Source organism: Pseudomonas sp. QE6 (assembly GCF_041379005.1).
Taxonomy (GTDB): Bacteria; Pseudomonadota; Gammaproteobacteria; order Pseudomonadales; family Pseudomonadaceae; genus Pseudomonas.
On sequence record NZ_CP166873.1, the window covers coordinates 2736747 to 2762610 of the forward strand.

Annotated in this window: 26 protein-coding genes and 2 tRNA genes; 14 read left to right on the forward strand and 14 right to left on the reverse strand. The window is 65.1% G+C overall.

Annotation, left to right across the window (positions count from 1 at the left end):
* Positions 1–7: 7 nt before the first annotated feature.
* The 4 genes from ACAW63_RS12720 (at position 8) to ACAW63_RS12735 (ending at position 5859) form a co-directional block, all read left to right on the forward strand.
* A complete protein-coding gene (locus tag ACAW63_RS12720) occupies positions 8–577 on the forward strand; it encodes a GNAT family N-acetyltransferase (RefSeq protein WP_371234073.1) in 570 nt (189 codons plus the stop codon).
* A 67-nt stretch (positions 578–644) separates the two neighbouring features.
* Positions 645–1496, forward strand: a complete 852-nt coding sequence (locus tag ACAW63_RS12725; protein ID WP_371234075.1) for an AraC family ligand binding domain-containing protein — start codon at positions 645–647, stop codon at positions 1494–1496.
* Positions 1497–1637: 141 nt separating this feature from the next.
* Positions 1638–3803, forward strand: a complete 2166-nt coding sequence (locus ACAW63_RS12730) for a TonB-dependent receptor family protein (protein WP_371234077.1) — start codon at positions 1638–1640, stop codon at positions 3801–3803.
* 181 nt (positions 3804–3984) lie between these two features.
* Positions 3985–5859 (forward strand): MFS transporter, encoded by a 1875-nt coding sequence (locus ACAW63_RS12735; RefSeq protein WP_371234079.1) that lies wholly within the window; start codon positions 3985–3987, stop codon positions 5857–5859.
* 63 nt (positions 5860–5922) lie between these two features.
* On the opposite strand, the gene ACAW63_RS12740 is transcribed toward ACAW63_RS12735, so the two are convergent.
* The 4 genes from ACAW63_RS12740 to rdgC form a co-directional block, all read right to left on the reverse strand.
* Entirely contained in the window at positions 5923–6132 is a 210-nt protein-coding gene (locus ACAW63_RS12740) for a cold-shock protein (protein WP_024763416.1), read from the reverse strand.
* A gap of 204 nt (positions 6133–6336) precedes the next feature.
* Positions 6337–6651, reverse strand: a complete 315-nt coding sequence (gene sugE / locus ACAW63_RS12745) for a quaternary ammonium compound efflux SMR transporter SugE (protein ID WP_275610807.1) — start codon at positions 6649–6651, stop codon at positions 6337–6339.
* A gap of 137 nt (positions 6652–6788) precedes the next feature.
* The gene (locus ACAW63_RS12750) at positions 6789–7742 is read right to left on the reverse strand and encodes a bile acid:sodium symporter family protein (RefSeq protein ID WP_371234082.1); all 954 of its coding nucleotides are present in this window, start codon (positions 7740–7742) and stop codon (positions 6789–6791) included.
* Positions 7743–7794: 52 nt separating this feature from the next.
* Positions 7795–8715: a recombination-associated protein RdgC gene (gene rdgC / locus ACAW63_RS12755; RefSeq protein WP_275610809.1), complete on the reverse strand. Its 921-nt coding sequence runs from the start codon at positions 8713–8715 to the stop codon at positions 7795–7797.
* Between the two features lie 178 nt (positions 8716–8893).
* Between rdgC and ACAW63_RS12760 the strand changes: the two genes are divergently transcribed.
* From ACAW63_RS12760 to ACAW63_RS12775, 4 genes are all read left to right on the forward strand, one after another.
* Positions 8894–8969: transfer RNA gene (locus tag ACAW63_RS12760), tRNA-Val, on the forward strand.
* A 15-nt stretch (positions 8970–8984) separates the two neighbouring features.
* Positions 8985–9061, forward strand: a tRNA-Asp gene (locus ACAW63_RS12765).
* A 243-nt stretch (positions 9062–9304) separates the two neighbouring features.
* Positions 9305–10051: an FKBP-type peptidyl-prolyl cis-trans isomerase gene (locus ACAW63_RS12770; protein WP_343573940.1), complete on the forward strand. Its 747-nt coding sequence runs from the start codon at positions 9305–9307 to the stop codon at positions 10049–10051.
* Positions 10052–10421: 370 nt separating this feature from the next.
* Positions 10422–10841: a YkvA family protein gene (locus ACAW63_RS12775; RefSeq protein WP_371234084.1), complete on the forward strand. Its 420-nt coding sequence runs from the start codon at positions 10422–10424 to the stop codon at positions 10839–10841.
* On the opposite strand, the gene ACAW63_RS12780 is transcribed toward ACAW63_RS12775, so the two are convergent.
* Positions 10829–11587 carry a substrate-binding periplasmic protein gene (locus ACAW63_RS12780; RefSeq protein ID WP_371234085.1) on the reverse strand — a complete coding sequence of 253 codons (759 nt, stop codon included), beginning with the start codon at positions 11585–11587 and terminating at the stop codon, positions 10829–10831. The genes ACAW63_RS12775 and ACAW63_RS12780 overlap by 13 nt on opposite strands.
* A gap of 87 nt (positions 11588–11674) precedes the next feature.
* Between ACAW63_RS12780 and ACAW63_RS12785 the strand changes: the two genes are divergently transcribed.
* From ACAW63_RS12785 to ACAW63_RS12795, 3 genes are all read left to right on the forward strand, one after another.
* A complete protein-coding gene (locus tag ACAW63_RS12785) occupies positions 11675–11992 on the forward strand; it encodes a helix-turn-helix domain-containing protein (RefSeq protein ID WP_275610813.1) in 318 nt (105 codons plus the stop codon).
* The gene (locus ACAW63_RS12790) at positions 11989–12354 is read left to right on the forward strand and encodes a hypothetical protein (protein WP_371234087.1); all 366 of its coding nucleotides are present in this window, start codon (positions 11989–11991) and stop codon (positions 12352–12354) included. Before ACAW63_RS12785 ends, ACAW63_RS12790 begins: the two co-directional genes overlap by 4 nt.
* A 70-nt stretch (positions 12355–12424) precedes the next feature.
* Positions 12425–12841, forward strand: a complete 417-nt coding sequence (locus ACAW63_RS12795; protein ID WP_371234664.1) for a sel1 repeat family protein — start codon at positions 12425–12427, stop codon at positions 12839–12841.
* Positions 12842–12843: 2 nt separating this feature from the next.
* On the opposite strand, the gene ACAW63_RS12800 is transcribed toward ACAW63_RS12795, so the two are convergent.
* Positions 12844–14592, reverse strand: coding sequence for a GGDEF domain-containing protein (locus ACAW63_RS12800; RefSeq protein ID WP_371234089.1), 1749 nt, complete (start codon positions 14590–14592; stop codon positions 12844–12846).
* An 89-nt stretch (positions 14593–14681) separates the two neighbouring features.
* Entirely contained in the window at positions 14682–16760 is a 2079-nt protein-coding gene (locus ACAW63_RS12805; RefSeq protein ID WP_371234091.1) for a carboxy terminal-processing peptidase, read from the reverse strand.
* Between the two features lie 138 nt (positions 16761–16898).
* Between ACAW63_RS12805 and ACAW63_RS12810 the strand changes: the two genes are divergently transcribed.
* On the forward strand, positions 16899–17861 hold the full coding sequence (locus tag ACAW63_RS12810; protein WP_371234093.1) for an NAD(P)H-quinone oxidoreductase: 963 nt from the start codon (positions 16899–16901) through the stop codon (positions 17859–17861).
* Positions 17862–17889: 28 nt separating this feature from the next.
* Positions 17890–19053, forward strand: coding sequence for a site-2 protease family protein (locus ACAW63_RS12815; RefSeq protein ID WP_371234095.1), 1164 nt, complete (start codon positions 17890–17892; stop codon positions 19051–19053).
* 6 nt (positions 19054–19059) lie between these two features.
* On the opposite strand, the gene ACAW63_RS12820 is transcribed toward ACAW63_RS12815, so the two are convergent.
* From ACAW63_RS12820 to ACAW63_RS12845, 6 genes are read right to left on the reverse strand one after another with little or no spacing between them, the layout of a single operon-like run.
* On the reverse strand, positions 19060–19713 hold the full coding sequence (locus ACAW63_RS12820; protein ID WP_371234096.1) for an HAD family hydrolase: 654 nt from the start codon (positions 19711–19713) through the stop codon (positions 19060–19062).
* A complete protein-coding gene (locus ACAW63_RS12825; RefSeq protein ID WP_371234097.1) occupies positions 19713–20708 on the reverse strand; it encodes an ABC transporter ATP-binding protein in 996 nt (331 codons plus the stop codon). The genes ACAW63_RS12820 and ACAW63_RS12825 overlap by 1 nt, the downstream gene beginning before the upstream one ends.
* The gene (locus tag ACAW63_RS12830; RefSeq protein WP_371234099.1) at positions 20705–21493 is read right to left on the reverse strand and encodes an ABC transporter permease; all 789 of its coding nucleotides are present in this window, start codon (positions 21491–21493) and stop codon (positions 20705–20707) included. Before ACAW63_RS12830 ends, ACAW63_RS12825 begins: the two co-directional genes overlap by 4 nt.
* Positions 21477–22319 (reverse strand): ABC transporter permease, encoded by an 843-nt coding sequence (locus tag ACAW63_RS12835; protein ID WP_371234101.1) that lies wholly within the window; start codon positions 22317–22319, stop codon positions 21477–21479. The genes ACAW63_RS12830 and ACAW63_RS12835 overlap by 17 nt, the downstream gene beginning before the upstream one ends.
* Entirely contained in the window at positions 22316–23125 is an 810-nt protein-coding gene (locus ACAW63_RS12840) for an alkaline phosphatase family protein (RefSeq protein WP_371234102.1), read from the reverse strand. Before ACAW63_RS12840 ends, ACAW63_RS12835 begins: the two co-directional genes overlap by 4 nt.
* Before the next feature lie 57 nt (positions 23126–23182).
* Positions 23183–24241: an ABC transporter substrate-binding protein gene (locus ACAW63_RS12845; protein WP_275610824.1), complete on the reverse strand. Its 1059-nt coding sequence runs from the start codon at positions 24239–24241 to the stop codon at positions 23183–23185.
* A gap of 356 nt (positions 24242–24597) precedes the next feature.
* On the opposite strand from ACAW63_RS12845, the gene ACAW63_RS12850 reads away from it, so the two are divergent.
* Positions 24598–25326 (forward strand): UTRA domain-containing protein, encoded by a 729-nt coding sequence (locus ACAW63_RS12850; protein WP_371234105.1) that lies wholly within the window; start codon positions 24598–24600, stop codon positions 25324–25326.
* A gap of 97 nt (positions 25327–25423) precedes the next feature.
* Here the strand turns inward: ACAW63_RS12850 and ACAW63_RS12855 are convergent, their stop codons facing one another.
* Positions 25424–25825, reverse strand: a complete 402-nt coding sequence (locus ACAW63_RS12855; protein ID WP_371234107.1) for a GFA family protein — start codon at positions 25823–25825, stop codon at positions 25424–25426.
* Between the last annotated feature and the right edge of the window lie 39 nt (positions 25826–25864).

Sequence of the window (25864 nt, forward strand, 5' to 3'; positions counted from 1 at the left end):
GGGCGCCATGTTCAGACCGCTACCGATCACCTTGCAGCGCGGGGCCTTGCGCCTGGAGCCGATGGTGGAGGCCGACGTGCCCGAGCTGGTGACCCTGGCGGAAGCGAACCGCGACGTCCTGCAGTTCATGAGTGCGCCGGGCCGACCGGACTGGTACCGCCAGGGCCTTGCCGACCAGCGCGAGGGCCGTGCGCTGCCGCTGGTGGTGCGCCTGGGCAACGAGATCGTCGGCACCACGCGCTTCATGGACTTCCTCCCGGCGCTGCCGGCCTGCGAGATCGGCGCTACCTGGCTGGATGCGGCGCAGCACGGCAGCGGGCTGAACGCCACCATGAAGTACCTGATGCTGCGCCATGCCTTCGACAGCTGGAAGATGGTCCGCGTGCAGCTCAAGACCGCCGCCAGCAACCTGCGCTCGCAGCGCGCCATCGAGAAGCTCGGCGCGGTGCGCGAGGGCGTGCTACGCAACCACCGCCGCCTGGCCGGCGGCCGCCTCGACGACACCATTCTCTACAGCATCACCGACCATGAGTGGCCGCAGGTGAAAGCCGCGCTGGAAGCCGGTTTCAACGGCTGAGTGCGCGGTGTAAGGTGATCGATCCGCTCGCTCTCAGGCGCAGCGGTGCGACATCGGGGGCAGGATCATGACGGAACACCACGCGAGCGGCGAAAGAACCCGCTTCTGGCGCGCCCAGGAGCTGGGCGGCGTCGAGCTGCTGCATGCGCGCTACATCGAGCAGGTGTTCGCGCCCCATGTCCACGAGGGCTTCGCCTTCGTGATGATCGAGCAGGGCGCGCAGCGCTTTCACCATCGCGGCAGCGAGCATGTCGCCCCCACCGGCAGCGTGGTGCTGATCAATCCCGACGAGGTGCACACCGGCTCCAAGGCCGATGAAGCGGGTTGGCTGTACCGCGGGTTCTACCCGGAACTGGGGCAGGTTTCCGGGATTCTCGAAGAACTCGAACTGGGTCGTTCCGGCACGCCGTCCTTCGCCGCCAGCGTGGTGCAGGACCCGGAGCTGGTCCAGACTCTGCTCGGCGCCCATCGTCTGCTGGAGTCCGAGGCCACGGTGCTGCAGCGCCAGACCTGCTGGCGTGAGGCCCTGTTGCTGCTGTTCCAGCGCCATGCGCGGATTCCCGAGGCGCCGGCGACCGGCAACGAACCCCGGGCGGTGGCGCGCGCCCGCGAGCTGCTGGGCGCGCGTCTGATCGATCCGCCGTCCCTGGAGGAACTGGCGGCGGCGGTCGGCCTGTCACCGTTCCATTTCGCCCGGGTGTTCCGCAGCGCCACGGGCCTGCCGCCCCACGCCTGGCTCAAGCAGCGTCGCCTGGAGCAGGCCCGCGCCCTGCTCAAGCAAGGCTGCGCGCCGGTGAGCGTGGCGATGCAACTGGGCTTCGCCGACCAGAGCCATCTCAGTCGCCAGTTCAAGCAGGCCTACGGCGTGGGTCCCGGCGAATACCGGCGGGCTTGCGCCCGCTCGTTCAGGACGGCATGAGACTTGGCGTTCGTGCGGAGTGCGAAGACGAATCTGATCCATCCGGAAAAATCTATCATTTGATATAGATTTTCATTTACGAAATTTACGATTTGACGTACTTTGCGCCTCCTTCACGAAGTACCCGGGGGAGGGTGAAGCATGTCGTCCGTTCGTTCATGGTCGCGCCTGGCGATCGCCGTAACCTTGGCCACGCCGCTGCTGCCGGCCCAGGCCGAGGATGAGACCAAGGAGCTGGAGGCCGTCACCGTGGTCGGCGACTGGCTCGGCGACGCGGATCAGCAGGTGGTGCAGAACCACCCCGGCGCGCGCACCGTGGTGCGTCGCGAAAAGATGATCGAAGAGGGCGCGCAGAACGTGCGCGACGTGCTGCGTGGTATTCCCGGCGTGCAGGTGCAGGACAACAACGGCACCGGCGGCAGCGATGTCTCTCTCAACGTCGGCGTGCGAGGCCTGACCTCGCGCCTCTCGCCGCGCTCTACCGTGCTCATCGACGGCGTGCCGGCCGCCGTGGCGCCCTACGGCCAGCCGCAGCTGTCGATGTTCCCGCTGTCGGTGGGCAACCTCGACAGCGTCGACGTGGTGCGTGGCGCCGGTTCCGTGCGCTATGGCCCGCAGAACGTCGGCGGGGTGATCAACTTCGTCACCCGGGCGATTCCCAAGGAGTTCTCCGGTGATGTCGGCACCACCAGCGAGACCGCCTCCCACGGTGGCTGGAAGAACCTCTACAACGCCTTCCTGGGCGGCACCGCCGACAACGGTATCGGTGCCGCGCTGCTGTATTCCGGTGTGAAGGGCGCGGGCTACCGCGACAGCAACGACTCCACCGATATCGACGACGTGATGCTCAAGACCCACTGGGCGCCCACCGAGGTCGACGAGTTCTCCGCCAACTTCCACTACTACGACGGCACCGCCGACATGCCCGGCGGCCTGAGCCAGGCGCAGTTCGACGATGATCCGTACCAGTCCGTGCGCGACTGGGACAACTTCACAGGCCGGCGCAAGGACTTCTCGCTCAAGTACAAGCGGCAGATCGACGACCTGACTCAGGTCGAAGTGCTGACCTACTACAGCGACAGCTTCCGTGGCAGCAACATCGCCAGTCGCGACCTCAAGACCCTGGTGTCCTACCCGCGCGACTACCACACCTTCGGCATCGAGCCGCGGGTGTCGAAGATCTTCATGGTCGGCCCGACCACCCAGGAAGCCAGCATCGGCTATCGCTACCTCAAGGAGGCCATGCACGAGCGCGCCAGCCAGGTCGCCCTGGTGAACAACGTGCCTACCGTGAAGCCGGGGGCTGATGGCCACACCTACCAGGACCGTACCGGCGGCACCGAGGCCAACGCCATCTACCTCGACGACAAGATCGACGTGGGCAACTGGACGGTGACCCCGGGCATCCGCTTCGAAAGTATCTCCACCGACTGGCACGATCGTCCGGTCATCGACAACAAGGGCAAGCCGGTCCAGGAGAAGAAGCGCAGCAAGGACTACAACGAGCCGCTGCCGGCGCTGGCGGTGATGTATCACCTGTCGGACGAGTGGAAGCTGTTCGCCAACTACGAAACCTCCTTCGGCAGCCTGCAGTACTTCCAGCTCGGCCAGGGCGGCAGCGGCAACGACACCGCCAACGGCCTGCAGCCGGAGAAGGCCAAGACCTACGAAGTGGGCACCCGCTACGACAACGGCGTGTGGGGTGGCGAGGTGACGCTGTTCTACATCGACTTCGACGACGAACTGCAATTCATCAGCAACGATGTGGGCTGGACCAACCTGGGCGCCACCAAGCACCAGGGCATCGAGACCTCGATGCACTATGACATGGCCGCGCTCGACCCGGTGCTGTCGGGCCTGACCGCCTACGGCACCTTCACCTACACCCGCGCGACCTACGAAGGCGATATCCCCGGCTTCGAGGGGCGCGACCTGCCGTTGTACTCGCGCCAGGTGGCCACCGTCGGCCTGCGCTATGAGCATGACCGCTGGACCTACAACCTGGACGGCTTCGCCCAGTCCAAGCAGCGTTCGCCCGGCCCGACCACCGACTCCAAGGGTAACTTCACCGGCGACTACATCACCGAGCCGACCGCCGACGGCCAGTACGGCGACATCCCCGGCTACGTGCTGTGGAATGCCCGCGTGGGCTACGACTTCGGCCCGCAGGCGTCGAACCTGAAGGTCGCCGCCGGGGTGAAGAACATCTTCGACCAGATGAACTACACCCGCTCCAGCGACAACAACGCCGGCATCTACCTGGGCGAACCGCGCACCTTCTTCGTGCAGGGCAGCGTTGGTTTCTGACGTTCTTGTCGCCTGACCGAAAAGCCCGTCCCAGCGACGGGCTTTTTCTTGCCCGCAGGAATTTCACGGGTAATCTGCGCCAGTGGAATTGTGCGGAAAATGTGGCTTTTCTTCAGGTCATTGCCGTCATATCCGTGCTGTCATTCCGGCCACGCGGCCATCACGCAGGTAAACAAGGACGATGACTGAACAATCGCAATTCGCCCTGCTGGGCAAGAAGCGTTTCCTGCCATTCTTCGTCACCCAGTTGCTGGGTGCGTTCAACGACAACATCTTCAAGCAGTCGCTGATCCTGGCGATCCTCTACCACCTCAGCGTCGCGGGCGACCGCAACCTGCTGGTCAACCTCTGCGCGCTGCTGTTCATCCTGCCGTTCTTCCTGTTCTCCGCCCTGGGCGGACAGTTCGGCGAGAAGTTCAACAAGGACGCGCTGATGCGCGCGCTGAAGCTGGCCGAGGTGGGGATCATGCTGGTGGGCGCCGCCGGCTTCGTGCTGGGCAGCCTGCCGCTGCTGTTCCTCGCGCTGTTCGCCATGGGTACCCACTCGGCGCTGTTCGGTCCGGTGAAGTATTCGATCCTGCCGCAGCACCTGCAGGAGAACGAGCTGGTGGGCGGCAACGCCCTGGTGGAGATGGGCACCTTCCTCGCCATCCTCGCCGGCACCATCGGCGCCGGCATGCTGATGTCGCGCCAGGACTACGCCGCCGGCGTCGGCATCGCCGTGGTGCTGGTGGCCGCCTGCGGCTACCTTGCCAGCCGCAACATTCCCCGCGCGGCGGCGGCGCTGCCGGAGCTGGTGATCGACTGGAACATCTTCCGCCAGTCCTGGAGCATTCTCATGCTCGGCCTGCGTCAGCGTCCGGCGGTGTCGCGCTCGCTGGTGGGCAACTCCTGGTTCTGGTTCCTCGGCGCGGTCTACCTCACCCAGATCCCGACTTACGCCAAGGAGCTGCTGCACGGCGACGAGAGCGTGGTGACGCTGATCCTCACCGTGTTCTCGGTGGGCATCGCGCTGGGTTCGATGCTTTGCGAAAAGCTCTCGGGCAAGAAGGTGGAAATCGGCCTGGTGCCCTTCGGCTCCATCGGCCTGAGCCTGTTCGGCATCCTGCTGTGGTGGCATTCCGGCGATTTCCCCAAGGGGGAGCAACCCTACCACTGGCTGGCGGTGCTGGAGCATTCGCAATCCTGGGCGGTGCTGGCCGACATCCTTGGCATTGGCATCTTCGGCGGCTTCTACATCGTGCCGCTGTACGCGCTGATCCAGGCGCGGACCGAGGAAGACAAGCGCGCGCGGGTGATCGCTGCGAACAACATCCTCAACGCCCTGTTCATGGTGGTCGCGGCGATCGTCTCGATCCTGCTGCTGTCGGTGGCGAAGCTGTCGATCCCCGAGCTGTTCCTCGTGCTCTCGCTGATGAACGTCGCGGTGAACGTGTACATCTTCAAGATCGTTCCCGAGTTCACCATGCGCTTCCTGGTGTGGCTGCTGACCCATTCGATGTACCGGGTCGACCATCGCAACCTCGAAGCCATCCCCGATGAGGGCCCGGTAGTGCTGGTGTGCAACCACGTGTCCTTCGTCGATGCACTGCTGATCGCAGGTTCCGTGCGCCGTCCGGTGCGCTTCGTCATGTACTACAAGATCTTCCGCATCCCGGTGCTCAACTTCATCTTCCGCACCGCCGGCGCAGTGCCGATCGCCGGGCGCAACGAGGACGCCGAGACCTACGAGAAGGCCTTCGCCAAGGTCGCCGAGTACCTGCGCGAAGGGGAGGTGGTGTGCATCTTCCCCGAGGGCATGCTGACCCTGGACGGCGAGATGAACGAGTTTCGCAGCGGCGTGGAGCGGATCATCGAGGAGACCCCGGTGCCGGTGATCCCGATGGCCCTGCAGGGCCTTTGGGGCAGCTTCTTCAGCCGTGACCCGAGCAAGGGCCTCTTCCGCCGCATCTGGTCGCGCGTGTGCCTGGTGGCCGGCCAGCCGGTGCCGCCGGAGGAAGCCAAGCGCCTGGCGTTGCAGGAGCAGGTCGCGGCCTTGCGCGGCGCGGCCCGTTGAGGTTCCTTCGCGCAAAGAAAAAGCCCCGGCAGTGCCGGGGCTTTTTCATGGGCGTGTCGCGGTTCAGATGACCTGAACTTCGTCAGCCTGCAGGCCCTTCTGGCCTTCAACAACGATGAAGGAGACCTTCTGGCCTTCCTGCAGCGATTTGAAGCCGGTGCCCTGGATGGAGCGGAAGTGCACGAAGACATCGTTGCCGCTTTCCGGAGTGATGAAGCCGAAGCCCTTGGCGTCGTTGAACCACTTGACGGTGCCGGTCTGACGATTCGACATGGAAATACACCTTGAACAATTGAATATTGTTGTGCGGAAAAGCCCGCGCTCGTCCTGAGTTGCAAGGTGCAGTCGAAGCCGGGTGATGGGGAATGGCCCCATCAGGTCACGAGCCACAGTGACGCAAGCAAACACAGTGGGCCGCAGCATACCGACAAATTTTCGGGAAAGCGACAGCCCGCCGGCATCGAAATCGATGCAGCGTCAGTGGCTCAGTTTCAGGCCAACCAGCCCGAACAGGATCAGCGCAACGCTGAGCATACGGACCGGCGCCATGGATTCGCCAAACAGCCAGATGCCAACGGCAACGGTGCCCAGCGCGCCAATGCCGGTCCAGATGGCGTAGGCGGTGCCCAGCGGCAGGTTCTTCATGGCCAGGCCCAGCAGGCCTACGCTGGCGGCCATTGCCAGGGCGGTGAGCACTGAGGGAACCAGGCGGGTGAAACCTTCGGTGTACTTCAGGCCGACGGCCCAGGCGACTTCGAACAGGCCGGCGACGAACAGAATGATCCAGGACATGCGGAACTCCAGACGGTGGATGGATTGAAGGGCCGTCCCCGCTGGAACACCGGAAGGTGGTGAGGTCGTCCTCACAATGTGCATTATTTTGCACAAATGCGCGACGCCGGGCAACCCGGCGTCGAAGCATGGCCCTGTTACGAGGCTTGTTCCTGGACGGATGGCTCGTCGGCCATGCGGCGGAACAACGCCGCCAGGATGGAACCGGAGAGGTTGTGCCAGACGCTGAACAGCGCGCTGGGCACAGCGGCCAGAGGGGAGAAGTGAGCGTTGGCCAGCGCCGCTCCCAGGCCCGAGTTCTGCATGCCGACTTCGATGGCCAGCGCCTTGCGCTGGGCCAGCGGCATGCCGGTCAGGCGCCCGGTCAGGTAGCCCAACATCAGTCCGAGCGCGTTATGCAGCATCACCACTGCGAGTATCAGCAGTCCGGACTCGGCGATCTTCGCCTGGCTGGCAGCCACCACGGCGGCAATGATCACCACGATGCTGATCACTGAAACCAGTGGCAGCACATCCACCGCCACACGGGTGCGCTCTCCGAGCATGTGCTGGGCGACGAAGCCCAGTGCGATGGGCAACAGGACGACCTGCACGATCGACAGGAACATGGCGCTGAACGAGACCGGCAGCCAGGCGGAGGCGAGCAGCCAAACCAGCGCGGGAGTGACCAGTGGCGCAAGCAGCGTGGTGACAGAGGTGATCGCGACCGACAGCGCGACGTCGCCGCGGGACAGCCAGGTCATGACGTTGGAGGCGGTACCGCCGGGACAGCAGCCAACCAGAATGACGCCCACCGCGATTTCGTCGGGCAGCGCCAGCAGCTTGCAGAGCAGCCAGGCCGTACCCGGCATGATGATGAACTGCGCCAGCACACCGATGATCACTCGCCCGGGATGGCGTCCGACTTCGCGGAAGTCCTCCGCCTTGAGCGTCAGTCCCATGCCGAACATCACCAGCCCCAGCAGGGGCACGATGGCCACCGTCAGCCCCTTGAACCAGGCGGGCTGGAAAAAGGCCAGAACGGCGAACAGCAGAACCCAGAGAGGAAAGGTGTTGCCGCAGAAGCGGCTGAGGGAGGCGAGGGCACGCATGGGAGCTTCCTTCTTATTGTGTCAGGCGCCGCAAGCGCGGCGCCCGCCGGGGTCAGATGCCTTCCGGAATCGCCTCGCCGCCCAGAGCTTCGATCAGCGCCGGGAGGAATTCGGCAAAGGTCAGCATCATCAGGGTGAAGCTGGCATCGAGCTGGCCGAGGGCGTCTTCGCCGCCGTCCTGTTCCGCCTTCTCCTGCAGCAGGTCTTCGAAGCGCAGGCGCTTGATCACCACCTTGTCGTCGAGAACGAAGGACAGCTTGTCCGACCAGGCCAGGGACAGCTGGGTGACCAGCTTGCCGGAGGTCAGGTGCAGCTGGATTTCCTCGCTGGTCAGGTCCTGGCGCTTGCAGCGCACCACGCCGCCGTCTTCGTGGGTGTCGCGCAGCTCGCACTCGTCGAGGACGAAGAAGTCGCCGGCGGCTTCCTGGGTCTTGACCCACTCGGTGAGGGTGGCGGTCGGCGCGACCTTCACGGTCAGCGGGCGTACCGGCAGCGAACCCAGGGCTTCGCGCAGGGTGGAGAGCAGGTCTTCGGCCTTCTTCGCGCTGGAGGAGTCGACCAGGATCAGGCCGAGGCTCGGGGCGATGGCGGCGAAGGTCGCCGAGCGACGGATGAAGGCACGCGGCAGCAGGGTCTGGACGATCTCGTCCTTGAGCTGGTCGCGTTCCTTCTTGTAGACCTTGCGCATCTGCGCGGTCTCGATTTCGTCGACCTTGTCCTTCAGGGCGTCACGCACGACGCTGCCGGGCAGGATGCGCTCTTCCTTGCGCGCGCTGATCAGGAAGAAGCCCTCGCTGGCGTGGACCAGCGGCGCGTCCGGACCCTTGCCGAAGGGCGCGGAGAATCCGTAGGTGGTGAGCTCCTGGCTGGCGCAGGGGCGTGCCGGTTTGCTGGCCAGAGCCTTCTCCAGGGCATCGGCGTCGATCTGCAGATCCTGGGTGAGGCGGTATACGAGCAGGTTGCGGAACCACATGAGGGGCGAACTCCTGGACACAAAGGACCCATTATTCCGTCAGGCGCTTTCCAGGCCAACCCCGTTTTGTCTTTCACGCACTTCATCTAAGCCTTTGGAACATCTGAAATTTTTTTTCATCGGAGGGCTTGCCAGGTGCAAATCTCCTCCGTAGAATGCGCCCCACTTCGAGAGTGAAGGGTGATTAGCTCAGCTGGGAGAGCATCTGCCTTACAAGCAGAGGGTCGGCGGTTCGATCCCGTCATCACCCACCAAACTCGAGGTCCGACGCAGCGGTAGTTCAGTCGGTTAGAATACCGGCCTGTCACGCCGGGGGTCGCGGGTTCGAGTCCCGTCCGCTGCGCCATATTTCGAAAAGCCCTCAGGTAGCGATGCCTGGGGGCTTTTTCTTTGCGCTCGAAAAAGCCGCGCTGCTTCGCATTCCTTCGACCTTTCTTCCGAACATATCCTGTTAATTTTCCTATAAGTTTGCCGTGGGAACTTCTCCCGTGGCAGGGGTTCCTATTGCCCATAGCCACTGGCCACGAGCGCCTGATAAGCTCGCGGCTTCAAAGACCCTGCCATGACGGCGCAAAGACAAGGATTCAGCATGAAACAACATCGGTTGGCGGCAGCGATCGCGCTGGTCGGCCTGGTTCTCGCGGGCTGCGACAAGCAAGCCGCTGAAGTGGAACTGAAGACCCCCGCGCAGAAAGCCTCCTACGGCATCGGCCTGAACATGGGCAAGAGCCTGGCCCAGGAAGGCATGAACGATCTCGACTCCAAGGCCGTGGCCCTGGGCATCGAGGACGCTGTTGGCAAGCAGAAGCAGAAGCTGACCGACGAAGAGCTGACCGAGGCCTTCTCCTTCCTGCAGAAGCGCGCTGAAGAGCAGCTGGCCAAGAAGAACTCCGAAGCCCTGGAAGCCGGCAAGAAGTTCCTCGAGACCAACGGCAAGCGCGAAGGCGTGGTCACCACCAAGTCCGGCCTGCAGTACGAAGTCGTGAAGAAGGCCGACGGCCCGCAGCCCAAGGCTACCGACGTGGTCACCGTCCACTACGAAGGCAAGCTGGTCGATGGCACCGTATTCGACAGCTCCATCCAGCGTGGCAGCCCGATCGACCTGCCGGTTGGCGGCGTGATTCCGGGTTGGGTCGAAGCCCTGCAACTGATGCACGTCGGCGAGAAGATCAAGCTCTACATCCCGAGCGAACTGGCCTACGGCGCACAGAGCCCGAGCCCGACCATCCCGGCGAACTCCGTGCTGGTTTTCGACCTGGAACTGCTGGCGATCAAGGACCAGAATCAGCCTGAAGGGGCTCCGGAAGCGACCCAGGAAGCTCCGAAGAAAAACTGAGTACCTTCGTACCAATGAAGGCGCCCCGTTACCCACGGGGCGTTTTCGTTTTCGCGGGACCGGCTCTGGAACGGGAGGCTGACCCGAAGGTCTGTTTGGGAGTAGGCTGCCTCCTGTTGTTACGCTTATGCACATATTTGCCGCAGTTGCCCTGATGTCAGGGGCTTGACATCCAGATGGCCATCGAATAGCCGCAACTGCATGATTTTTAACGCATTTGTCAGGCTGGATAAAAAATCGCCTATCTGTCTGGAAGCCTCATGGTTCGGGCCTTTGGGCGATGTTGAAGCTTTCTTTCAACAGAGTTATCCACAGTAAAGGTGGATAACCTGAAGCATTCCCGTCTGAGTATTCCTATCGAGGTGAAGTGATGAGAAAACCTCCGGGATTCGATCGCTACCTGGACCTCGCCGGACGCTTCCTGGCCCGTGGCCGGGTGCCGGCGTTGCTGTTCGCGGTGGCACGCAAGAGCGGCCGGCTGAAGCTGGTCCGCAATGACCTGAAGCTGCTGCAGGAGCTGCTGGTGGCCTGGGTGCGCGGTGACTATCGCGGTGTCAGTTCCCAGGCGCTGGTGTCCGTCGTGGCGGCGCTGCTGTATTTCCTCGCGCCGGTGGATCTGGTGCCCGACTGGCTGCTGGGTGTGGGGTTCCTCGATGACCTGGCCGTGCTGGCCTGGGTCGTGCGCCGTTGGCAGTCCGAGCTGGATGCCTTCAAGGTGTGGCGGGACGGTCAGGGTATGGAAAACCGCGAGGCGCTCAAGCAGCTGCCGGCACCGGTTCAGCGCCGCTGACGCAACAGCTGGTTCTGCTGGGTGAGCATGCGCTGGATGGAGCCGTCGTCCACCAGCGTCTGCAAGGCCGCGTCGAGACGCTCGGCGGGGATGGGGAGCGTCGGGCCGTACGAGCAGCGGATCGAATAGCGCTGCAGGACGCCGGGATTGACCTGGATGCTCAGGTTGGGATGTTCCTGCAACAGGAATTCCAGCGGCCGGCGCATGTCGACGATGGCGTCCAGGCGCTTGTGTTCGAGCATGTGCAGGCGGGTTTCGAGGTCGCGCACGTCGCTGCGGCGGACGGTGTTGCTGGCGAAGGCCTTCATCAGGGCCGGCAGGTAGACGTAACCGAGGCTGGTGCCGACCGTGCGGCCGCGAAGGGCGTCGAGGTCGTTCAGGGGCGGCGCATCGCTGCGTTGCGCCAGAACGTCTTCTTCCTCGAACAGGCTGGGCGACCAGTGCAGTTTCTCCGGCGCGCTCATCCACTGCGGGTTGTTGATGCACACCAGCTGGATGCTGCCCTGTTGCAGGGAGCTTTCTACGCGCTTGTCGGGCGTTTCGATGAAGCGAACCTCGAGGTTCAGCAGCTGTCCGACTCTTTCGCCCAGGTCGCGGACGAAACCATGCGCCAATTCGTGGTCAATACTTTCCACGTAGGGCATCCCGTTGCTTGGCGAATAGCCCCAGCGCAGTTCTTCGGCGCCGCAGAGGGCGCTCGTCAGGCAGAGGCAGATCAGGAGAAGACGCTGCAAGTCGGTCCCCATGTTCGGCGGGAGGTGACGGCAGCAGCAGTATAGCCGGCACAGGTGCCGGTCAGGCTGTTAAGATGGCGGCCTGCAAGGAGTGTTGTCATGAACGTGCAAGTCATCATGCGTGACGGCGAGGCGGAATACGCCGTTGTTCCCTGGGCCGAGTACCAGGCACTGTTGGCCGCCGCCGGCCGCGGCGCCGCTCAGGTGGTTCAGCCTGCCACAGCACCCGTATCCGATGAGGCGCCGAACTGGAAGTCCCTGCGCGAGGCGCGCGGGCTTTCCATCGAGACGCTGGCGCGTGCGGTGGGCATCAGTCCGTCCTACCTCGCTCTAATCGAGAACGGCGAGCGCGAGGCAAGCGACGCCATCCAGCACGGCCTGCGCCGTGCCCTGGGCAGTGGGGAGTCCGGGTCTTGAGCGTACAGATCAGTCGCAAACACTGGGATGGCCTGCTCGGCGAGCTGGAAGACGCGCGCCGCCAGCGCCATCTGTTGACCTACCGGGCGCTGATCGAGCGCCTGCAATTGCCGACGCCGGCAATGACCACCCTGACCGCTGCCCTCGAACATCTCGCCGCCCTGGATGCCCGCGCCGGGCGTCCGCTGCGCAGTTCTCTGGTGATCAGCCAGGGGGCGAGCCGCCTGCCGCGTACCGGCTTCTTCGAGTGCGTGGAGCGCCTGGGGCGCTTCTCCGGCGCGCCGGATGGTCCGGCCGCGGCGGGTTGGCATGCGGCGGAAGTGGCGCGGGTGTTCGAGTTCGAGTACCCCGAGGAGCCCTGAGGTGGCGACGCCCCGTGAGCTGTACTGGCGCTCGCGCGCGCGGCTGACCTACGCCGTGGCGCGGCGCCTGATGGGCTGGCCCTGGCTGGTGCGCCAGCCGCGCGCGTGGCAGTGGATGCAGGGGCAGTTCTCGCGCATGGCCAGCCTGGGCGATACCGCCGCGCAGAGTTTCTATGGCCACCTGCTGCTGTTCCGCGGGCAGGGGCTGGGCGCTCGCGAGGAAGGGCTGCGCTTGCTGCGCCTGGCCGCCAGCGGAGGCGATGCCAAGGCTGCGTACCAGGTCGGCGTGCAGTCGCTCAGGGGCGATACGCGACACGCCGCCGATGCGCAGGAAGCCGCTCGCTACTGGGCGCAGGCGGCTGAAGCTGGCCATCCACTGGCGGCGCGCCAGCTGATGGAGCTGTACCGCAGTGGCGGTCCGGGTCTGCCGCCCGATGAGGCGCAGGCCGCGCGCTTCGAGGCGCGCGCCCATCAGTTGGGGCTCTGAATTCAGTCGGTGTTGAGGATGTGCAGGCTGTAGCCGGGCACCGCCTTGGCATGCCGCTTGGCCTCCGAGGCCAGTCCCGCCAGTTGGTCAGCATCCAGGCGCGTACAGGCGCCGGGCGTCAGATGCACGACGCCGATCGACAGTGACAGCAGCGGAAACTCCTCGCGCTGTCCCTGGCGGTTGTGCGAGACGAAGCAGCCCGCTTCGAGGTGCTCGCGGCTATAGAAGCGCCGGCATTGTCCCTGGAAATCTTCCAGTAGGTGATTGAGGCGTTCGCGCCAGTCCCGGGTGCCCAGCACCAGCATGAAGTCATCGCCACCGATGTGGCCGACGAAGTCCTGCGCCGGGTCCACCCGTTCGCCCAGGCATTGCGCCAGGCACAGTAGCACTTCGTCGCCGCGCGCGTAGCCGTAGAGGTCGTTGAAGGGCTTGAAGCTGTCGATGTCCACGTAGCACACCACCGCTTCGCGGCCCTGCTGCAGCAGCCGGCCCAGGCACTGCTGGATCGGCACGTTGCCGGGCAGCAGGGTCAGCGGGTTGGCATGGCGCGCCTGGCGGATCTTCTGTTCGGTGATCAGCTTGAGCAGGTCGATCACCCGGCCCAGCCCCAGGTAGCGGCCGTTCAGGGTAATGATGAAGTCTTCCTCGATACGCTGCCGGGCACGGCTGGTCAGCAGGCGGCTGACCTGTTGCAACGATTGGCTGCGCTCGACGGCGAGGAAGTCGCTGCTCATCAGCCGGCTGATCGGCTTGCGCGCGTAAAGCTCCGGAGCGAAGGGCTTGAGCAGCGCGTCGGACAGTGCGTGACGGTGCACGATGCCCACCGGCCGGCCGTGCGGGTCGAGTACCGCCAGAGAGTTGAGGTTGGCCTGGGCGCGGAAGGCCTCCAGCACGTCATGGGTCGGGGTGTCGTCGCGTACCGCCGGTTGTTCCAGCAGCAGCGGCTGCAGGTCGGCGGGTTCGTCGGCGAGCAGGCTGCCGCTGGAATCCACCTCCGGCAGCAGGTTGCGTGCATCGCGCGGCGGCTGTTCGCTGGGGCGGCCGAACAGGTAACCCTGCACCAGGTCGACCCCCATTTCCGATAGCACCGCGAGCTCTTCCGCCTGCTCGATGCCTTCGGCGATGACCTGGGCGCGCGAGGCGTGGGCCATCTTCAGGATGGAGCCGACGAATTCGCGCTTCACCGCGTCCAGGTGGATGCCTTCGATGAAGTGGCGGTCGATCTTCACGTAGTCGGGGCGCAGCTCCGACCACAGGCGCAGGCTGGAATACCCCGCGCCGAGATCGTCCAGGGCGATGGAGAAGCCCATCGCCCGGTAGTGGTGCAGCGCGGTGTCGAGCAGGCTGAAGTCCTCGATGGGAGTCTGCTCGGTAAGCTCGATCACCACGTCGTTGGGCGAGATGCCGAAGGTCTGCAGCAACTGCAGGGTGCGGCCGGGCTGGTGGGTGGGTTCCAGCAGCGATTCGGGGGAAACGTTGAGAAACAGCTTGCCGTCCAGGTTCAGCTCACGGAAGCGGGCGCAGGCCTGGCGCCGACAGAGCAGTTCGAGCTGGCTCAGGCGGCCGCTGCTGCGGGCGATGCTGAACAGGGGCAGGGGCGAGTGCAGGGGGCCGTTGGAGGGCCCGCGGGTGAGGGCTTCGTAGCCCACCAGGCGTCGTTCGGAGAGCGACAGGATGGGCTGGAACAGGCAGTGCAGGTCGCCGTGAGCGAGGATCTGGTCCAGCGCGCTCAACTGCTCGGTGACGGTCATGACGGTTCTCGGTGGATGAAAATGCAAAGGGCCGGTTTCCCGGCCCTGTGCATTTCACGACAGCGTCATGACTGTTTGATTACATCCGATCAGTGCTTGGCGACCTGAGAATCCAGATTCAGGTAGTCGATCAGGATGTGCCCGGACTCGGTCAGGTAGGCGTCGTCCTGCGGTTTGGTCTTGTCTTCCTCCGGCAGGGCGTTCTCGTCTTCCTTCTTCAGTTCCTTGAGCGGTTCCTGGCCCTTGGATTTGCGCAGGGTGTTCTCCATGGCCAGCTGACGGTTCTCGATGCTGGTCTGCTGGGCCCGACGCTTGGCTTCATTGAGGCTGACGGTCTTCTCCTTCATCAGTTCCTGGGCCAGCGCCAGACGCTCGCGGGCATAGACGAAGTCGGCGTTGTTCGCAGTGCGCGCGTCATGCCGGCTGCGCAGCTGGTCGAGGAACGGCTTGAACGGGTCGGCCTGGGCCTTGAGCACCGGCTTGATGGTGTCCCAGGGCATGGAGTCGGGCAGGGCGCTCTCGCCGATTTCCTTGTCGTCGACGATGGAGGGGTAGCTGATGTCCGGGATCACGCCCTGGTGCTGGGTGCTCTGGCCGGAGACGCGGTAGAACTTGGCCAGGGTCAGCTTCAGTTCGCCGTGGTTCAGCGGCTGGATGGTCTGCACGGTGCCCTTGCCAAAGGTCTGGCCGCCAACGATCAGCGCGCGGTGGTAGTCCTGCATGGCGCCGGCGAAGATCTCCGAAGCCGAGGCGGACAGGCGGTTGACCAGCACGGTCATCGGGCCGGTGTAGAAGGCCTTGCCTTCGTCATCGTTGAGCACGTCGACGCGGCCATCGCTGTTGCGCACCAGCACGGTCGGGCCTTGGTCGATGAACAGGCCGGTCAGCTCGGTGGCTTCCTGCAGGGAGCCGCCGCCGTTGTTGCGCAGGTCGATGACGATGCCGTCGACGTTGTCCTTCTGCAGCTCGCCGATCAGCTTCTTCACGTCGCGGGTGGTGGACTTGTAGTCCGGATCGCCCGCACGGTAGGCCTTGAAGTCGAGGTAGAAGGCCGGCACGTCGATGATGCCCAGCTTGTAGGCCTTGCCTTCGTGGTCGAGGGTGATTTCCGACTTCTTCGCCGCCTGGTCTTCCAGTTTCACCGCTTCGCGGGTGATGGTGACGATCTTGCTGGTCTGGTCGTTCGGCGCGTTGCTCGCCGGAATCACCTCCAGGCGTACCTGCGAGCCTTTCGGGCCGCGGATCAGCTTGACCACTTCGTCCAGGCGCCAGCCGACCACGTCGACCATTTCACCCTTGCCCTGGGCGACGCCGACGATCTTGTCGGAGGTGGCGATCTGCTTGCTCTTCTCCGCCGGGCCAGCCGGCACCAGGCGCACGACCTTCACGTAGTCGTTGTCGCTCTGCAGCACGGCGCCGATGCCTTCCAGCGACAGGCTCATGTTGATGTCGAAGTTTTCCGCGCTGTCCGGCGACAGGTACTGGGTGTGCGGATCGTAGGTCTGGGCGAAGGCGTTGATATAAGCCTGGAAGATGTCCTCGCTGCGGGTCTGCTCCAGGCGCATCAGCTGGTTCTTGTAGCGCTTGGTGAGCTGTTCCTGGATGGCCTTGTTGTCCTTGCCGGCGATCTTCAGGCGCAGGACTTCATCCTTCACCTTCTTGCGCCACAGGTCGTCCAGCTCGGCGCTATTCTTCGCCCAGGGAGACTTCTCGCGGTCGATCTCGAGGGATTCGTTGGTGGTGAAGTCGATCTTGTCGACGCCCTTGCCGAGCATCGCCAGGGCGAAGTCCAGGCGCTCCTTCAGGCGGTCGAGATGACGCTTGTAGATGGTGAAGCCGGGCTCCAGCTCGCCGCTTTTCAGGAAGTCGTCGAACTGGGTGCGCCAGGGGGCGAACTGGTCGATGTCGGCGGCGGTGAAGTACATGCGCGCCGGGTCGAGGATCTTCAGGTAGCTGTCGTAGATCTTCGCCGAGCGATCGTCGTTCAGCGGCGGCTTGTTGTAGTGGTGGCGCTTGAGCAGCTCAACGATGTTGAGGCTGGCGATCACCTGGTCCCGGTCCGGCTGCAGGCCATCCCAGACGTTCGGACTGCTGGTGGCGGCGAACGAGGACAGGGCGGTCGCGCCGAGGATGAACAACAGGGCGGTACGGGGCAAAAATCGCTTCATGCTGATTCGACTGATCGCGGAGTTATGACGCATATTAGGCCGTAATTGGCGGCGCCGGGTTCAATCGTTGGTGAATTCGGCGCGAAGAAAGGGCCCGACCTTACGGATCGGGCCCTGCAAGGTCACTATGGAGGCAGCGTGAACGCATTGCAAGGTATCGAAGGGCGGGTGGCGTGGGGGGAGCGTCCCTCTCCGACCTGCACACAGGGGCAGATCCGCATCCAGGTCGCTGCCGCCGGTCTCAACCGTGCCGACCTGCTGCAGGTGGCCGGGCTCTACCCGCCGCCGCCGGGGGCCAGCGATATCATTGGCCTGGAGTGTTCCGGGGTGGTCACCGAGGTGGGCGCCGGCAGTACCTGGCAGGTGGGCGACCGGGTCTGCGCGCTGCTGGCTGGCGGCGGCATGGCCGAGGAAGTGGTGGTGGACGAGCGCCACGCCCTGCCGGTGCCGGCAGGCCTTTCCCTGGCCGAGGCCGCAGCCCTGCCCGAGGTGTACGCCACCGCCTGGCTGAACCTGTTCATGCTCGGTGCGCTGCAGCCCGGCGAGAAGGTCCTGCTGCATGCCGGCGCCAGCGGCGTCGGCTCGGCCGGTATCCAGCTGTGCAAGGCCTTTGGCAACCCGTGCTGGGTCAGCGTCGGCAGCGCCGAGCGCCTGGCCTACTGCGAGGGCCTGGGCGCCGAGGGCGGCGTGCTGCGCGGCGAGAGTCTCGAAACGCTTCGGGATTTCGCGCCGTTCGACGTGATCCTCGATCCGGTGGGCGCCAACTACGCCGCCCTGGACCTGGAAATCCTCGGTCGCGATGGCCGATGGGTGGTCATTGGCCTGATGGGTGGTCGCAAGGCCGAGTTGGATCTGGCCCTGCTGCTGGGCAAGCGTATCCAGTTGATCGGCTCGACCCTGCGTTCGCGCGATGCGGACTTCAAGGCGCATCTGATGGCGGAGCTGGGGCAGAAGGTCTGGCCATTGTTCGAAACCGCCGAGCTGAGCCCGCAACTGGAGCGAACCTACCCGGTCGGCCAGGCACAGAAGGCGTTCGATGCGCTGGCCAGCAACCAGGTGCAGGGCAAGGTGGTGGTGTTGATCGACGAGAGCCTGAAGTAATCAGGCGCCGGACGCAGGGAGTGCGAACATGGCGGAGACCAGGGAGGTCGCCGGTCACGGCGAAGCGGCGGGTGACTTCTGGAGCTTGCCGGGCTGGCTCAATGGGCTGCTCTGGCTGCTCCAGTTCAGCCTGAGCGCCGCAGCGGGCGCGTTGGCGGTGCTGCTGTCCATGCTGTGGCTGCCCGGGGGGGCGATCTGGAGTCTGTCGGGCATAGTCGCCGGCCTCTGCATCGTTTATCTGTCCGTCGTCGTTCATGAACTGGGCCATTTGCTGGCGGCACGCTGGGCTGGCATGACGGTCCTGCGCATGCGGGTCGGACGCCTGGATGTCCGGCTGTTGCGCAAAGGCTGGAAACTGGGCCTTGCGCCGCGCACGCAAAAGCGCCTGCAGGGCTTCGTCATGGCTTTCGCCGACCCACACACTCCCTGGCGACGGCCACATATGGGCTTCGTTGCCGGCGGGCCGCTGGCGAATCTGATTCTTGCCGCGCTGGCTGGCGCCCTTGGCGCGTGGCTGGCTCCCGGTGCCGCCCACGGAGTGCTGCTGGCATTCGCCGCTTGCAACGCCTGCATCGGCGTCGCCAATCTGCTGCCGGTGGAGCGCAAGCCGCAGGTCAGTGATGGGCTCTGGTTGTTGCGCTGGTGGCGTGGTCTGGATGTCGCTCATCCCAAGCTGGCCTTCGCCCGGCTGATGGGGGCCGCCTGTGCGGGGCTGTGCGCCGATCAGGCGGACCCGGCGGATCTGCAATTGCTGGAGGCTCAGGGGCAACCCATGTCGCTGCTGGCCCTGTACATCCGTCTCAGGGGCTTGCTGGTGCAGGGGCGCTGGGAGGAAGCGGCCGCGCTGGACGCGATGTTCCAGGCGCAGCGTTCGGCGCTGCCGGAGGCGATGCTGCGTCCGTTGTACGATCTCTTGCGGTTGATGGAAACCGAACTGGCCTTCGCCCGGGCGATGACCAGCAGGAGTGCCATTGGCCTGTTCGACGAACTGCTGCCGAGCCGGCTGCAACGGGAATACACCAGCACCTGGGCGCGCTGCCTGGCTCTGCGTGCGGTGCTGGCCGGTGACGACGGGGAGCTTCGCCGTCAGCTGGCGCGGGGGCTCGAGCATGCCGCGCGGTCACCCGATCTTTCCATGGAGAAGGAAGAGGCGCGCATTCAGCAGGGCATGCTCCGGTTCCTGGGCGGCTGAGCCGGCTCAGCTCCAGGCGAGACTGTCCCAGCCCATCTTCTGCGCATGCTCCAGCAGCACCGGATCGGCGTTCACCACATGCGGGTGGCCGACCAGCTTGAGCAGCGGCAGGTCGTTGCGCGAGTCGGAGTAGAAGTGCGCGTCGGCCAACTGGCTGTCGTCACCCTCCAGCAGGTCGAGCAGGCGCAGGACCTTGCCCTCGCGGTAGGTGAGCACGCCGACGGTGCGGCCGGTGTAGTGGCCGTTCAGCACTTCCAGATCGATCGCCAGCACCTCGTCGATGCCGATGCGCTCGGCGATCGGCTGCACCAGGTGCATGCCGGAGGCCGAGATCACCAGCGGGCGGTCGCCGGCCTCGCGGTGGCGGGCGAGGGTGGCGCAGGCGTCGCTGTGGATCAGCGGCTCGATCACGTCCTCGACGAAGGTTTCCACTTCACGCTCGATTTCCTCGACGCTGCGCCCGGCCATCGGCTCCAGGGCGAAGGCCATGTAGTCCTCCATGGGCAGCTTGCCCTGCGCGTACAGCGCCATGAGTTCGGCGTCGCGCTTGAGGAACGACTCCGCGTCGACCCAGCCGAGATCGGCCATGCGCTGGCTCCACAGGCTCGCGCAGTCGCCGTCGATCAGGGTGTCGTCGAGGTCGAAAATCACCAGGGCCATCAGGCCACCTCCCGAATGCTTTCAAGGTCTATTTGCAGGCCGAGCGGGGTGCCGGCCGGGTACAGGCGCTCGGCGCTGCGGTTGAGGACGTCCACGGTCAGTTCGACGCCGGCGGCGTCCACCCGGTAACGGATCACGTTGCCCAGCAGGCTGTGGGAGAGTACCCGAACCGGGATGCCGTCGCCCGCGTCGGGGCTCAGGCGCAGGGACTCGGGGCGGATCGCCACCTGCTGGCGGAAGGGCCGGTCCAGCAGCTTCGTCGCCTGGGCGGCGTCGAGCAGGTTGTAGTTGCCGATGAAGCCAGCGGCGAAGGCGTTTTCCGGCGCGGTGTAGAGGGTCTCGGCGTCACCGCTCTGGACGATGCGTCCGGCATTCATCAGCACGATGCGGTCGGACAGCGTCAGCGCTTCTTCCTGGTCGTGGGTGACGAACACCGTGGTCAGTTTCAGCTCCTGCTGGATGCGTCGGATCTGCTCGCGCAGGTGCTTGCGGATACGGGCGTCCAGTGCCGACAGCGGCTCGTCGAGCAGCAGCAGGCGCGGGCGGGTGACCAGCGAGCGGGCCAGGGCGACGCGCTGGCACTGGCCGCCGGAGAGCTGATGCGGGTAGCGCGCGGCCAGCGGGCCGAGTTCGACCATCTCCAGTACCTCGCGCACCCGCTGGGCGGATTCCGCCGCCGGCACTTTCTGCATGCGCAGGCCGAAGGCGACGTTCTGTTCCACGGTCATGTTGGGGAACAGCGCGTAGCTCTGGAACACCATGGCGATACCGCGCTTCTGCGGGCTCTTGGGCACGATGTCCTCGCCGTCCAGCAGGATGCGCCCGCTGTCCACCGGGGTGAGACCGGCGATGCAGCGCAGCAGGGTGGATTTGCCGCAGCCGCTGGGGCCGAGCAGGGTGACGAACTCGCCGCGCTCGGCGGCGAAGTCGATGTCCTGGAACACCGTGGTGCTGCTGTAGCTCTTGTTCAGTGTCTCGACGCTGAGGAAGCTCATGCCTTGTCCTTGTTAAGACGGTTCGCCGCCCAGGTGAGCAGCAGGACGAAGAGGAAATACGAGACCACCACCGCGCTGGTGTAGTGGCCGCTGCTGTTGCGCATGTTGTTGAGGAACACCTGCAGCGTTTCGTAGCGGGTGCCCACCAGCAGGTTGGCGAAGACGAACTCGCCGATGAGGAAGCTGAAGGACAGGAACAGCGCCACCATCAGGCCCTTGCGCAGGTTCGGCACCACCACCAGCAGGGCGGCCTGCCAGGTGCTGGCGCCGAGCAGGTGGGCGGCGTCCATCAGGTCGTGCAGGTTGATCGCCTGCAGGTTGTTGCTGATCGCCCGGTACATGAAGGGCAGGGCGATGGTGAAGTAGCAGCCGATCAGCACCCAGGGCGTGCCGATCAGCGGCAGAGGGCCGGCGGCATAGAGTTGCAGCAGGCCGACCGAGGAGACCACCGGCGGCACCGCGAAGGGCAGCAGGATCAGCACGTTCATCAGTGCGTCCAGGCGCGGGAAGTAGTAGTGCACGACGAACATCAGCGGCAGCACCAGCACCACGCTGAGCACCAGCGAGCCGAAGCACACCAGCAGCGACTGGCCGAAGGCGGTGAGGAAGCGCGGGTCGCTCCACAGCGTGAAGTACCACTTCAGGGTCAGGCCGTCGGGCAGCACGCTGGCGCTCCAGGAGGTGGCCAGCGAGTAGAGCAGGGTGGCGGCCAGCGGCAGCAGCAGGATCAGGAACAGCGCATACACCACCACGCGGTGGTAAATGCGGTTAGCGTTTCTGGACATGGTAGCTCCGGCGCAGCAGCCACTGGTGGGCGAGGGTGATCAGGGTCATCAGGCCGACCAGGAACATCGCCAGTGCGCTGGCCATGTTCGGATCGAGGAACACGTCGCCCGAGACCAGGCCGGCGATGCGGATCGGCACCACGTTGAAGTTGCCGGTGGTCAGCGAATACACCGTGGCGTAGGCGCCCAGGGCGTTGGCCAGGAGGATGACGAAGGTGCCCAGCAGCGCCGGGGTTAGCACCGGTATGCCGATGTGCCGCCAGAACGCCCAGTGGCTGGCGCCCAGCAGTGCGGCGGATTCGCGCCAGTCCTCGCGCAGGGCGTCGAAGGCCGGGTAGAGCAGCATCACCCCCAGGGGAATCTGGAAGTAGGTGTAGAGGATGATCAGGCCGGTCTTCGAGTAGAGGTTGAAGTCCTCGATGATCCCCGACTGCTTGAGCAGCAGGGTGATGGCGCCGTTGAAGCCGAGGATGATGATGAAGGCGAAGGCCAGGGGCACCCCGGCGAAGTTGCTGGTCATGTTGGCGAAGGCCATCACGAAGTCGCGCAGCCTGTTGTCCACCTGGCGCAGCGAATAGCTGCCGAGCACGGCGATGAGCAGGCCGATCAGGCTCGACCAGATCGATATTTCCAGGCTGTAGCGGATTGCCTGGCGGTAGAAGGGCGAGCCGAGGATTTCGGTGAAGTTGCCCAGGCCCCAGGCATCGCTGGTGCGCAGGCTGTTCAGCGCAACCCAGAGCAGCGGGGCTACCTGGAAGGCGATGAAGAACACCGCAAAGGGCAGCAGGCAGAGCAGGGCGATGAGTTTTCCGCGATTCGATCTCATGCCTTGAGCAGCTCCCGGCAGACGGGTTTGTCGTGGGCTGCACCCAGGATTTCGCACAGTGTGCCGCACAGCTCGACCTGGCGTGGGCGCGCCTGGTCATCGAGGCTGAAGGCTTCGCCGAAGACGAACAGCGGCACTTCGCGCTCCTCCGGCAGGATGCCGCCGTGGCTGCGGTCGTCGTTCATGCCGTGGTCGGCGGTGACCATCACCTGGTAGCCGGCGGCCAGCCACTGGTGCAGGTACTCGGAAAGAATGATGTCGACGTGCCGCGCGCTGTTGCGGTACTGCGGGGTGCCCAGGCCGTGCTTGTGCCCGGTGTCGTCGATGTTCATCGGGTGCACCAGCAGGCAGTTCGGCGTGTGGCGGCGGCGCAGCGACTCGGCGTCGGTGAACAGGTGCGAGTCGGGGTAGTGGTCGGTCCAGTAGAAGTGGCCGTACTGGATCGGCAGGGATTCGTCGTCGGTGTGGCGGTCGCGGGCCGGGTCGAAGGGGGTGCGGTTGTACAGCTCGCTCACCCAGTGGTAAGCCGCTGCGGCAGTGGACAGGCCGGCGGCGCGGGCATAGTGGAACAGGCTGCGCTGGTTCGACAGGCGCGATACGTCGTTGTGCAGGATGCCGCTGTCGATGGGCGGCACTCCGGTGAGGATGCATTCGTAGAGCGGTCGGGACAGCGAGGGCAGCTCGCATTCCAGCCGGTAGAGCTGGCCGCGGCCGGCGTTGCATAGGGCCTGCAGGTGGCCCATGCAGTCGTGGGCGACGCTGTAGTTGAGGCCGTCGAGAACGACCAGGATGACGTCGTGGCGCATGGGGCGGGGCCTTTGTCGGAACGCGAAACCGCCCCGGCGAGCCGGGGCGGCCGGGCGTCACTGCATGTTGATGATGACGTTTTCCTGCCACATGCGCGGCAGACGCTTGGAGGTCTCTTCCCAGGCCTTGGCGTCCTTGATCGGCTGGGCCTTGGCGTACTGCTCGTTGGGCAGCAGCTTGGCCTTCACCTCGGCCGGCAGGGTCAGGTGCTCGGCGCGGATGGGCCGTGCGTTGCCCTTGGCCAGGTTGATCTGCCCGGCATCGCTGAAGATGTACTCGCGGGCCAGCTTGGCGGCGTTCGGGTTCTTCGCGTACTTGTTGATGATGGTGGTGTAGCCGGAGATCACCGAGCCGTCGGAAGGGATCAGCACTTCGAAGCGCGACGGGTCGATCTGGTCGCGGTAGCTCAGGCCGTTGAAGTCCCAGACGATGCCGACTTCCACTTCACCCTTCTCCAGGGTGTTGATCACCGGGTTGGTCAGCGACAGGCGGCCCTGCTTGGCGATCTGGGCGAAGAATTCCAGGCCCGGCTTGATGTTCTTCTCGTCGCCGCCGTTGGCGATGCTCGCCGCCAGCACGCCGTTGACCGCCTGGGCCGCGGCGCTGACGTCACCGATGGTGACCTTGTACTTGCCCTTGAGCAGGTCGGCCCAGCTGTGCGGCACGTCCTTGACCAGTTGCTTGTTGACGATGAAGGCGATGGTGCCGGTGTAGGCCAGCGCCCAGTGGCCGTCCTTGTCCTTGGCCCAGTCCGGCACCTGGTCCCAGGTGCTCGGCTTGTAGGGCTGGCTGACGTCCATCTGCATGGCGATGGGGCCGAAGGCGGCGCCGACGTCGCCGATGTCGGCGCTGGCGTTCTCCTTCTCGGCCTTGAACTTGGCCAGCTCCTGGGCCGAGCTCATGTCGGTGTCCATGTGCTTCAAGCCGTACTTGCTTTCCAGGTCCTTCCAGGTGTCTTTCCAGTTCGCCCAGCTGTCGGGCATGCCCACGCTGTTGACCTGGCCTTCCTTGCGGGCGGCGGCTTCCAGCGATTGCAGGTTGGCGTCGGCCGCCATGGCGAGGCCACTGCCGATGGCAATGGCCGATCCCAGCAGTGAAGCAAGCAAGCGTTTCATTCGGTGCTCCTTCGATCGTGAGGGTAGGTCCGTGTCCGGCATCCGCCGACGCGGGGAAACGAGTGGTCTAGATCAGCAAGACCCAGGCCAATCTATGCGGCCCGGATGACAGTTTGATGTCCGGCCTGGTGCGGGTTCGGGCGGCGAGGCAATCCGGCGGGGCATCCGGGGAAAGCGTAGACCATCGCCAACGCCCCGGTTTCATTGGGCTACGCTGCTTTGTGATGCTGGCACGGGCGCTGCTTGAAAGCTGTCTGTCACGGGACCGTCACGGGATTTTCCTAGGATGAAGGCACCCCTGGCGGACGGCGAAATGCCCCGTTTTGGGGCTGGACTAGGCCAAAAGAGGAGTTGGCATGCGCGACACGGCGCTACCCACGGTGACGGCGATCTGCCGGGCACTGATCGAACAGATCGACAGCGGGCTGCTCAGCGCCGGCGGCAAGCTGCCGGCCGAGCGCAAGTTGAGTGAGCTGTTCGATACCACGCGGATCACCTTGCGCGAGGCCCTGGGGCAGTTGGAGGCACAGGGGCTGATCTACCGCGAGGAACGCCGCGGCTGGTTCGTCTCGCCGCCGCGCCTGCTCTACAACCCGTTGGTGCGCAGCCACTACCACGCCATGGTGGAAGGGCAGGGGCGGGTGCCGGCCACCGAAGTCCTGTCGGCCCGGCAGATTCCCGCCAGCGCGGCGATCTGCGAACTGCTGGAGCTGCCGGCGTTGTCCAGCGTGTTCCAGATCCGTCGCCTGCGCCGGGTGGACGGCCGGCTGGTGCTCTACGTCGAGCATTACCTCAACCCCGCATACTTCCCGGGCATTCTCGACAGCGATCTCACCTGCTCGCTGACCGAGCTGTATGGCAGCCGCTATGACATCCGTTACGGCCGCGTACGCTTCGACATGGTGCCCACCGCCCTGCACGGCGAGGCGGCCAGCGTGCTACGCGTTGCCGAAGGCAGCCCGGCGCTGCGCATCAACCGCATCAACCGCGACCAGCACGGGCGGATCATCGATTGCGACCTGGAGTTCTGGCGGCACGATGCCATTCATGTAAGCGTGGAAGTGCCGGACCGACCGCCGGCATGAGGTGGAACCTGTAGGAGCGAGCTTGCTCGCGAACCATCCAACACCGGAGTCGCCAGCTGAATCTGTTCGCGGGCAAGCTCGCCGCTGCAAAAGAGGTTCAGCGATCCGGATTCCACTCCGGATAGGCCGGGATCCCGTCCTGCGCCAGCCATGGCCGGTCATGGGACACCCAGATATGCCGCGCCGGCCGCGCGCCCGGATCGTCGTCCAGGCTCGCCACGCGGACGATGACGTGGGGTTGTCCGTCGCGCTCGGCAATCAGTTGCGTCCCGCAGCGCGGACAGAATTTGCGCAGCTTGCCGGGCGACGACTCGTAGGCGGCGACCTTGTCCGCGCCACGGGTCCAGCGGAAGTGCTCGCGCATCACTCCGGCGGTGGTGGCGAAGGCCGCCGAATGTGCTTTCTGGCAGGTCTGGCAATGGCAATGGCCGATCGGCATGTCCAGGCCGTCGACCTCATAGGCGATGTCGCCGCACAGGCAGCTTCCATTGAGGGGCATGTTCGAACTCCTGAAAGAAAAACGCCCGGCGGATGCCGG

Bases quoted from the DNA above. Each gene is read 5' to 3' on its own strand.
- ACAW63_RS12750 (WP_371234082.1), bottom strand. From the start codon at position 7,742: ATGCGTGCCCTCGCCTCCCTCAGCCGCTTCTGCGGCAACACCTTTCCT.
- ACAW63_RS12815 (WP_371234095.1), top strand. From the start codon at position 17,890: ATGGCGGAGACCAGGGAGGTCGCCGGTCACGGCGAAGCGGCGGGTGAC.
- ACAW63_RS12805 (WP_371234091.1), bottom strand. From the start codon at position 16,760: ATGAAGCGATTTTTGCCCCGTACCGCCCTGTTGTTCATCCTCGGCGCG.
- ACAW63_RS12785 (WP_275610813.1), top strand. From the start codon at position 11,675: ATGAACGTGCAAGTCATCATGCGTGACGGCGAGGCGGAATACGCCGTT.
- ACAW63_RS12775 (WP_371234084.1), top strand. From the start codon at position 10,422: ATGAGAAAACCTCCGGGATTCGATCGCTACCTGGACCTCGCCGGACGC.
- ACAW63_RS12730 (WP_371234077.1), top strand. From the start codon at position 1,638: ATGTCGTCCGTTCGTTCATGGTCGCGCCTGGCGATCGCCGTAACCTTG.
- ACAW63_RS12850 (WP_371234105.1), top strand. From the start codon at position 24,598: ATGCGCGACACGGCGCTACCCACGGTGACGGCGATCTGCCGGGCACTG.
- ACAW63_RS12720 (WP_371234073.1), top strand. From the start codon at position 8: ATGTTCAGACCGCTACCGATCACCTTGCAGCGCGGGGCCTTGCGCCTG.
- ACAW63_RS12780 (WP_371234085.1), bottom strand. From the start codon at position 11,587: ATGGGGACCGACTTGCAGCGTCTTCTCCTGATCTGCCTCTGCCTGACG.
- ACAW63_RS12795 (WP_371234664.1), top strand. From the start codon at position 12,425: ATGGGCTGGCCCTGGCTGGTGCGCCAGCCGCGCGCGTGGCAGTGGATG.
- ACAW63_RS12830 (WP_371234099.1), bottom strand. From the start codon at position 21,493: ATGTCCAGAAACGCTAACCGCATTTACCACCGCGTGGTGGTGTATGCG.
- ACAW63_RS12855 (WP_371234107.1), bottom strand. From the start codon at position 25,825: ATGCCCCTCAATGGAAGCTGCCTGTGCGGCGACATCGCCTATGAGGTC.
- ACAW63_RS12820 (WP_371234096.1), bottom strand. From the start codon at position 19,713: ATGGCCCTGGTGATTTTCGACCTCGACGACACCCTGATCGACGGCGAC.
- ACAW63_RS12725 (WP_371234075.1), top strand. From the start codon at position 645: ATGACGGAACACCACGCGAGCGGCGAAAGAACCCGCTTCTGGCGCGCC.
- rdgC (WP_275610809.1), bottom strand. From the start codon at position 8,715: ATGTGGTTCCGCAACCTGCTCGTATACCGCCTCACCCAGGATCTGCAG.
- ACAW63_RS12740 (WP_024763416.1), bottom strand. From the start codon at position 6,132: ATGTCGAATCGTCAGACCGGCACCGTCAAGTGGTTCAACGACGCCAAG.
- ACAW63_RS12845 (WP_275610824.1), bottom strand. From the start codon at position 24,241: ATGAAACGCTTGCTTGCTTCACTGCTGGGATCGGCCATTGCCATCGGC.
- ACAW63_RS12800 (WP_371234089.1), bottom strand. From the start codon at position 14,592: ATGACCGTCACCGAGCAGTTGAGCGCGCTGGACCAGATCCTCGCTCAC.
- ACAW63_RS12825 (WP_371234097.1), bottom strand. From the start codon at position 20,708: ATGAGCTTCCTCAGCGTCGAGACACTGAACAAGAGCTACAGCAGCACC.
- ACAW63_RS12840 (WP_371234102.1), bottom strand. From the start codon at position 23,125: ATGCGCCACGACGTCATCCTGGTCGTTCTCGACGGCCTCAACTACAGC.
- ACAW63_RS12770 (WP_343573940.1), top strand. From the start codon at position 9,305: ATGAAACAACATCGGTTGGCGGCAGCGATCGCGCTGGTCGGCCTGGTT.
- sugE (WP_275610807.1), bottom strand. From the start codon at position 6,651: ATGTCCTGGATCATTCTGTTCGTCGCCGGCCTGTTCGAAGTCGCCTGG.
- ACAW63_RS12835 (WP_371234101.1), bottom strand. From the start codon at position 22,319: ATGAGATCGAATCGCGGAAAACTCATCGCCCTGCTCTGCCTGCTGCCC.
- ACAW63_RS12735 (WP_371234079.1), top strand. From the start codon at position 3,985: ATGACTGAACAATCGCAATTCGCCCTGCTGGGCAAGAAGCGTTTCCTG.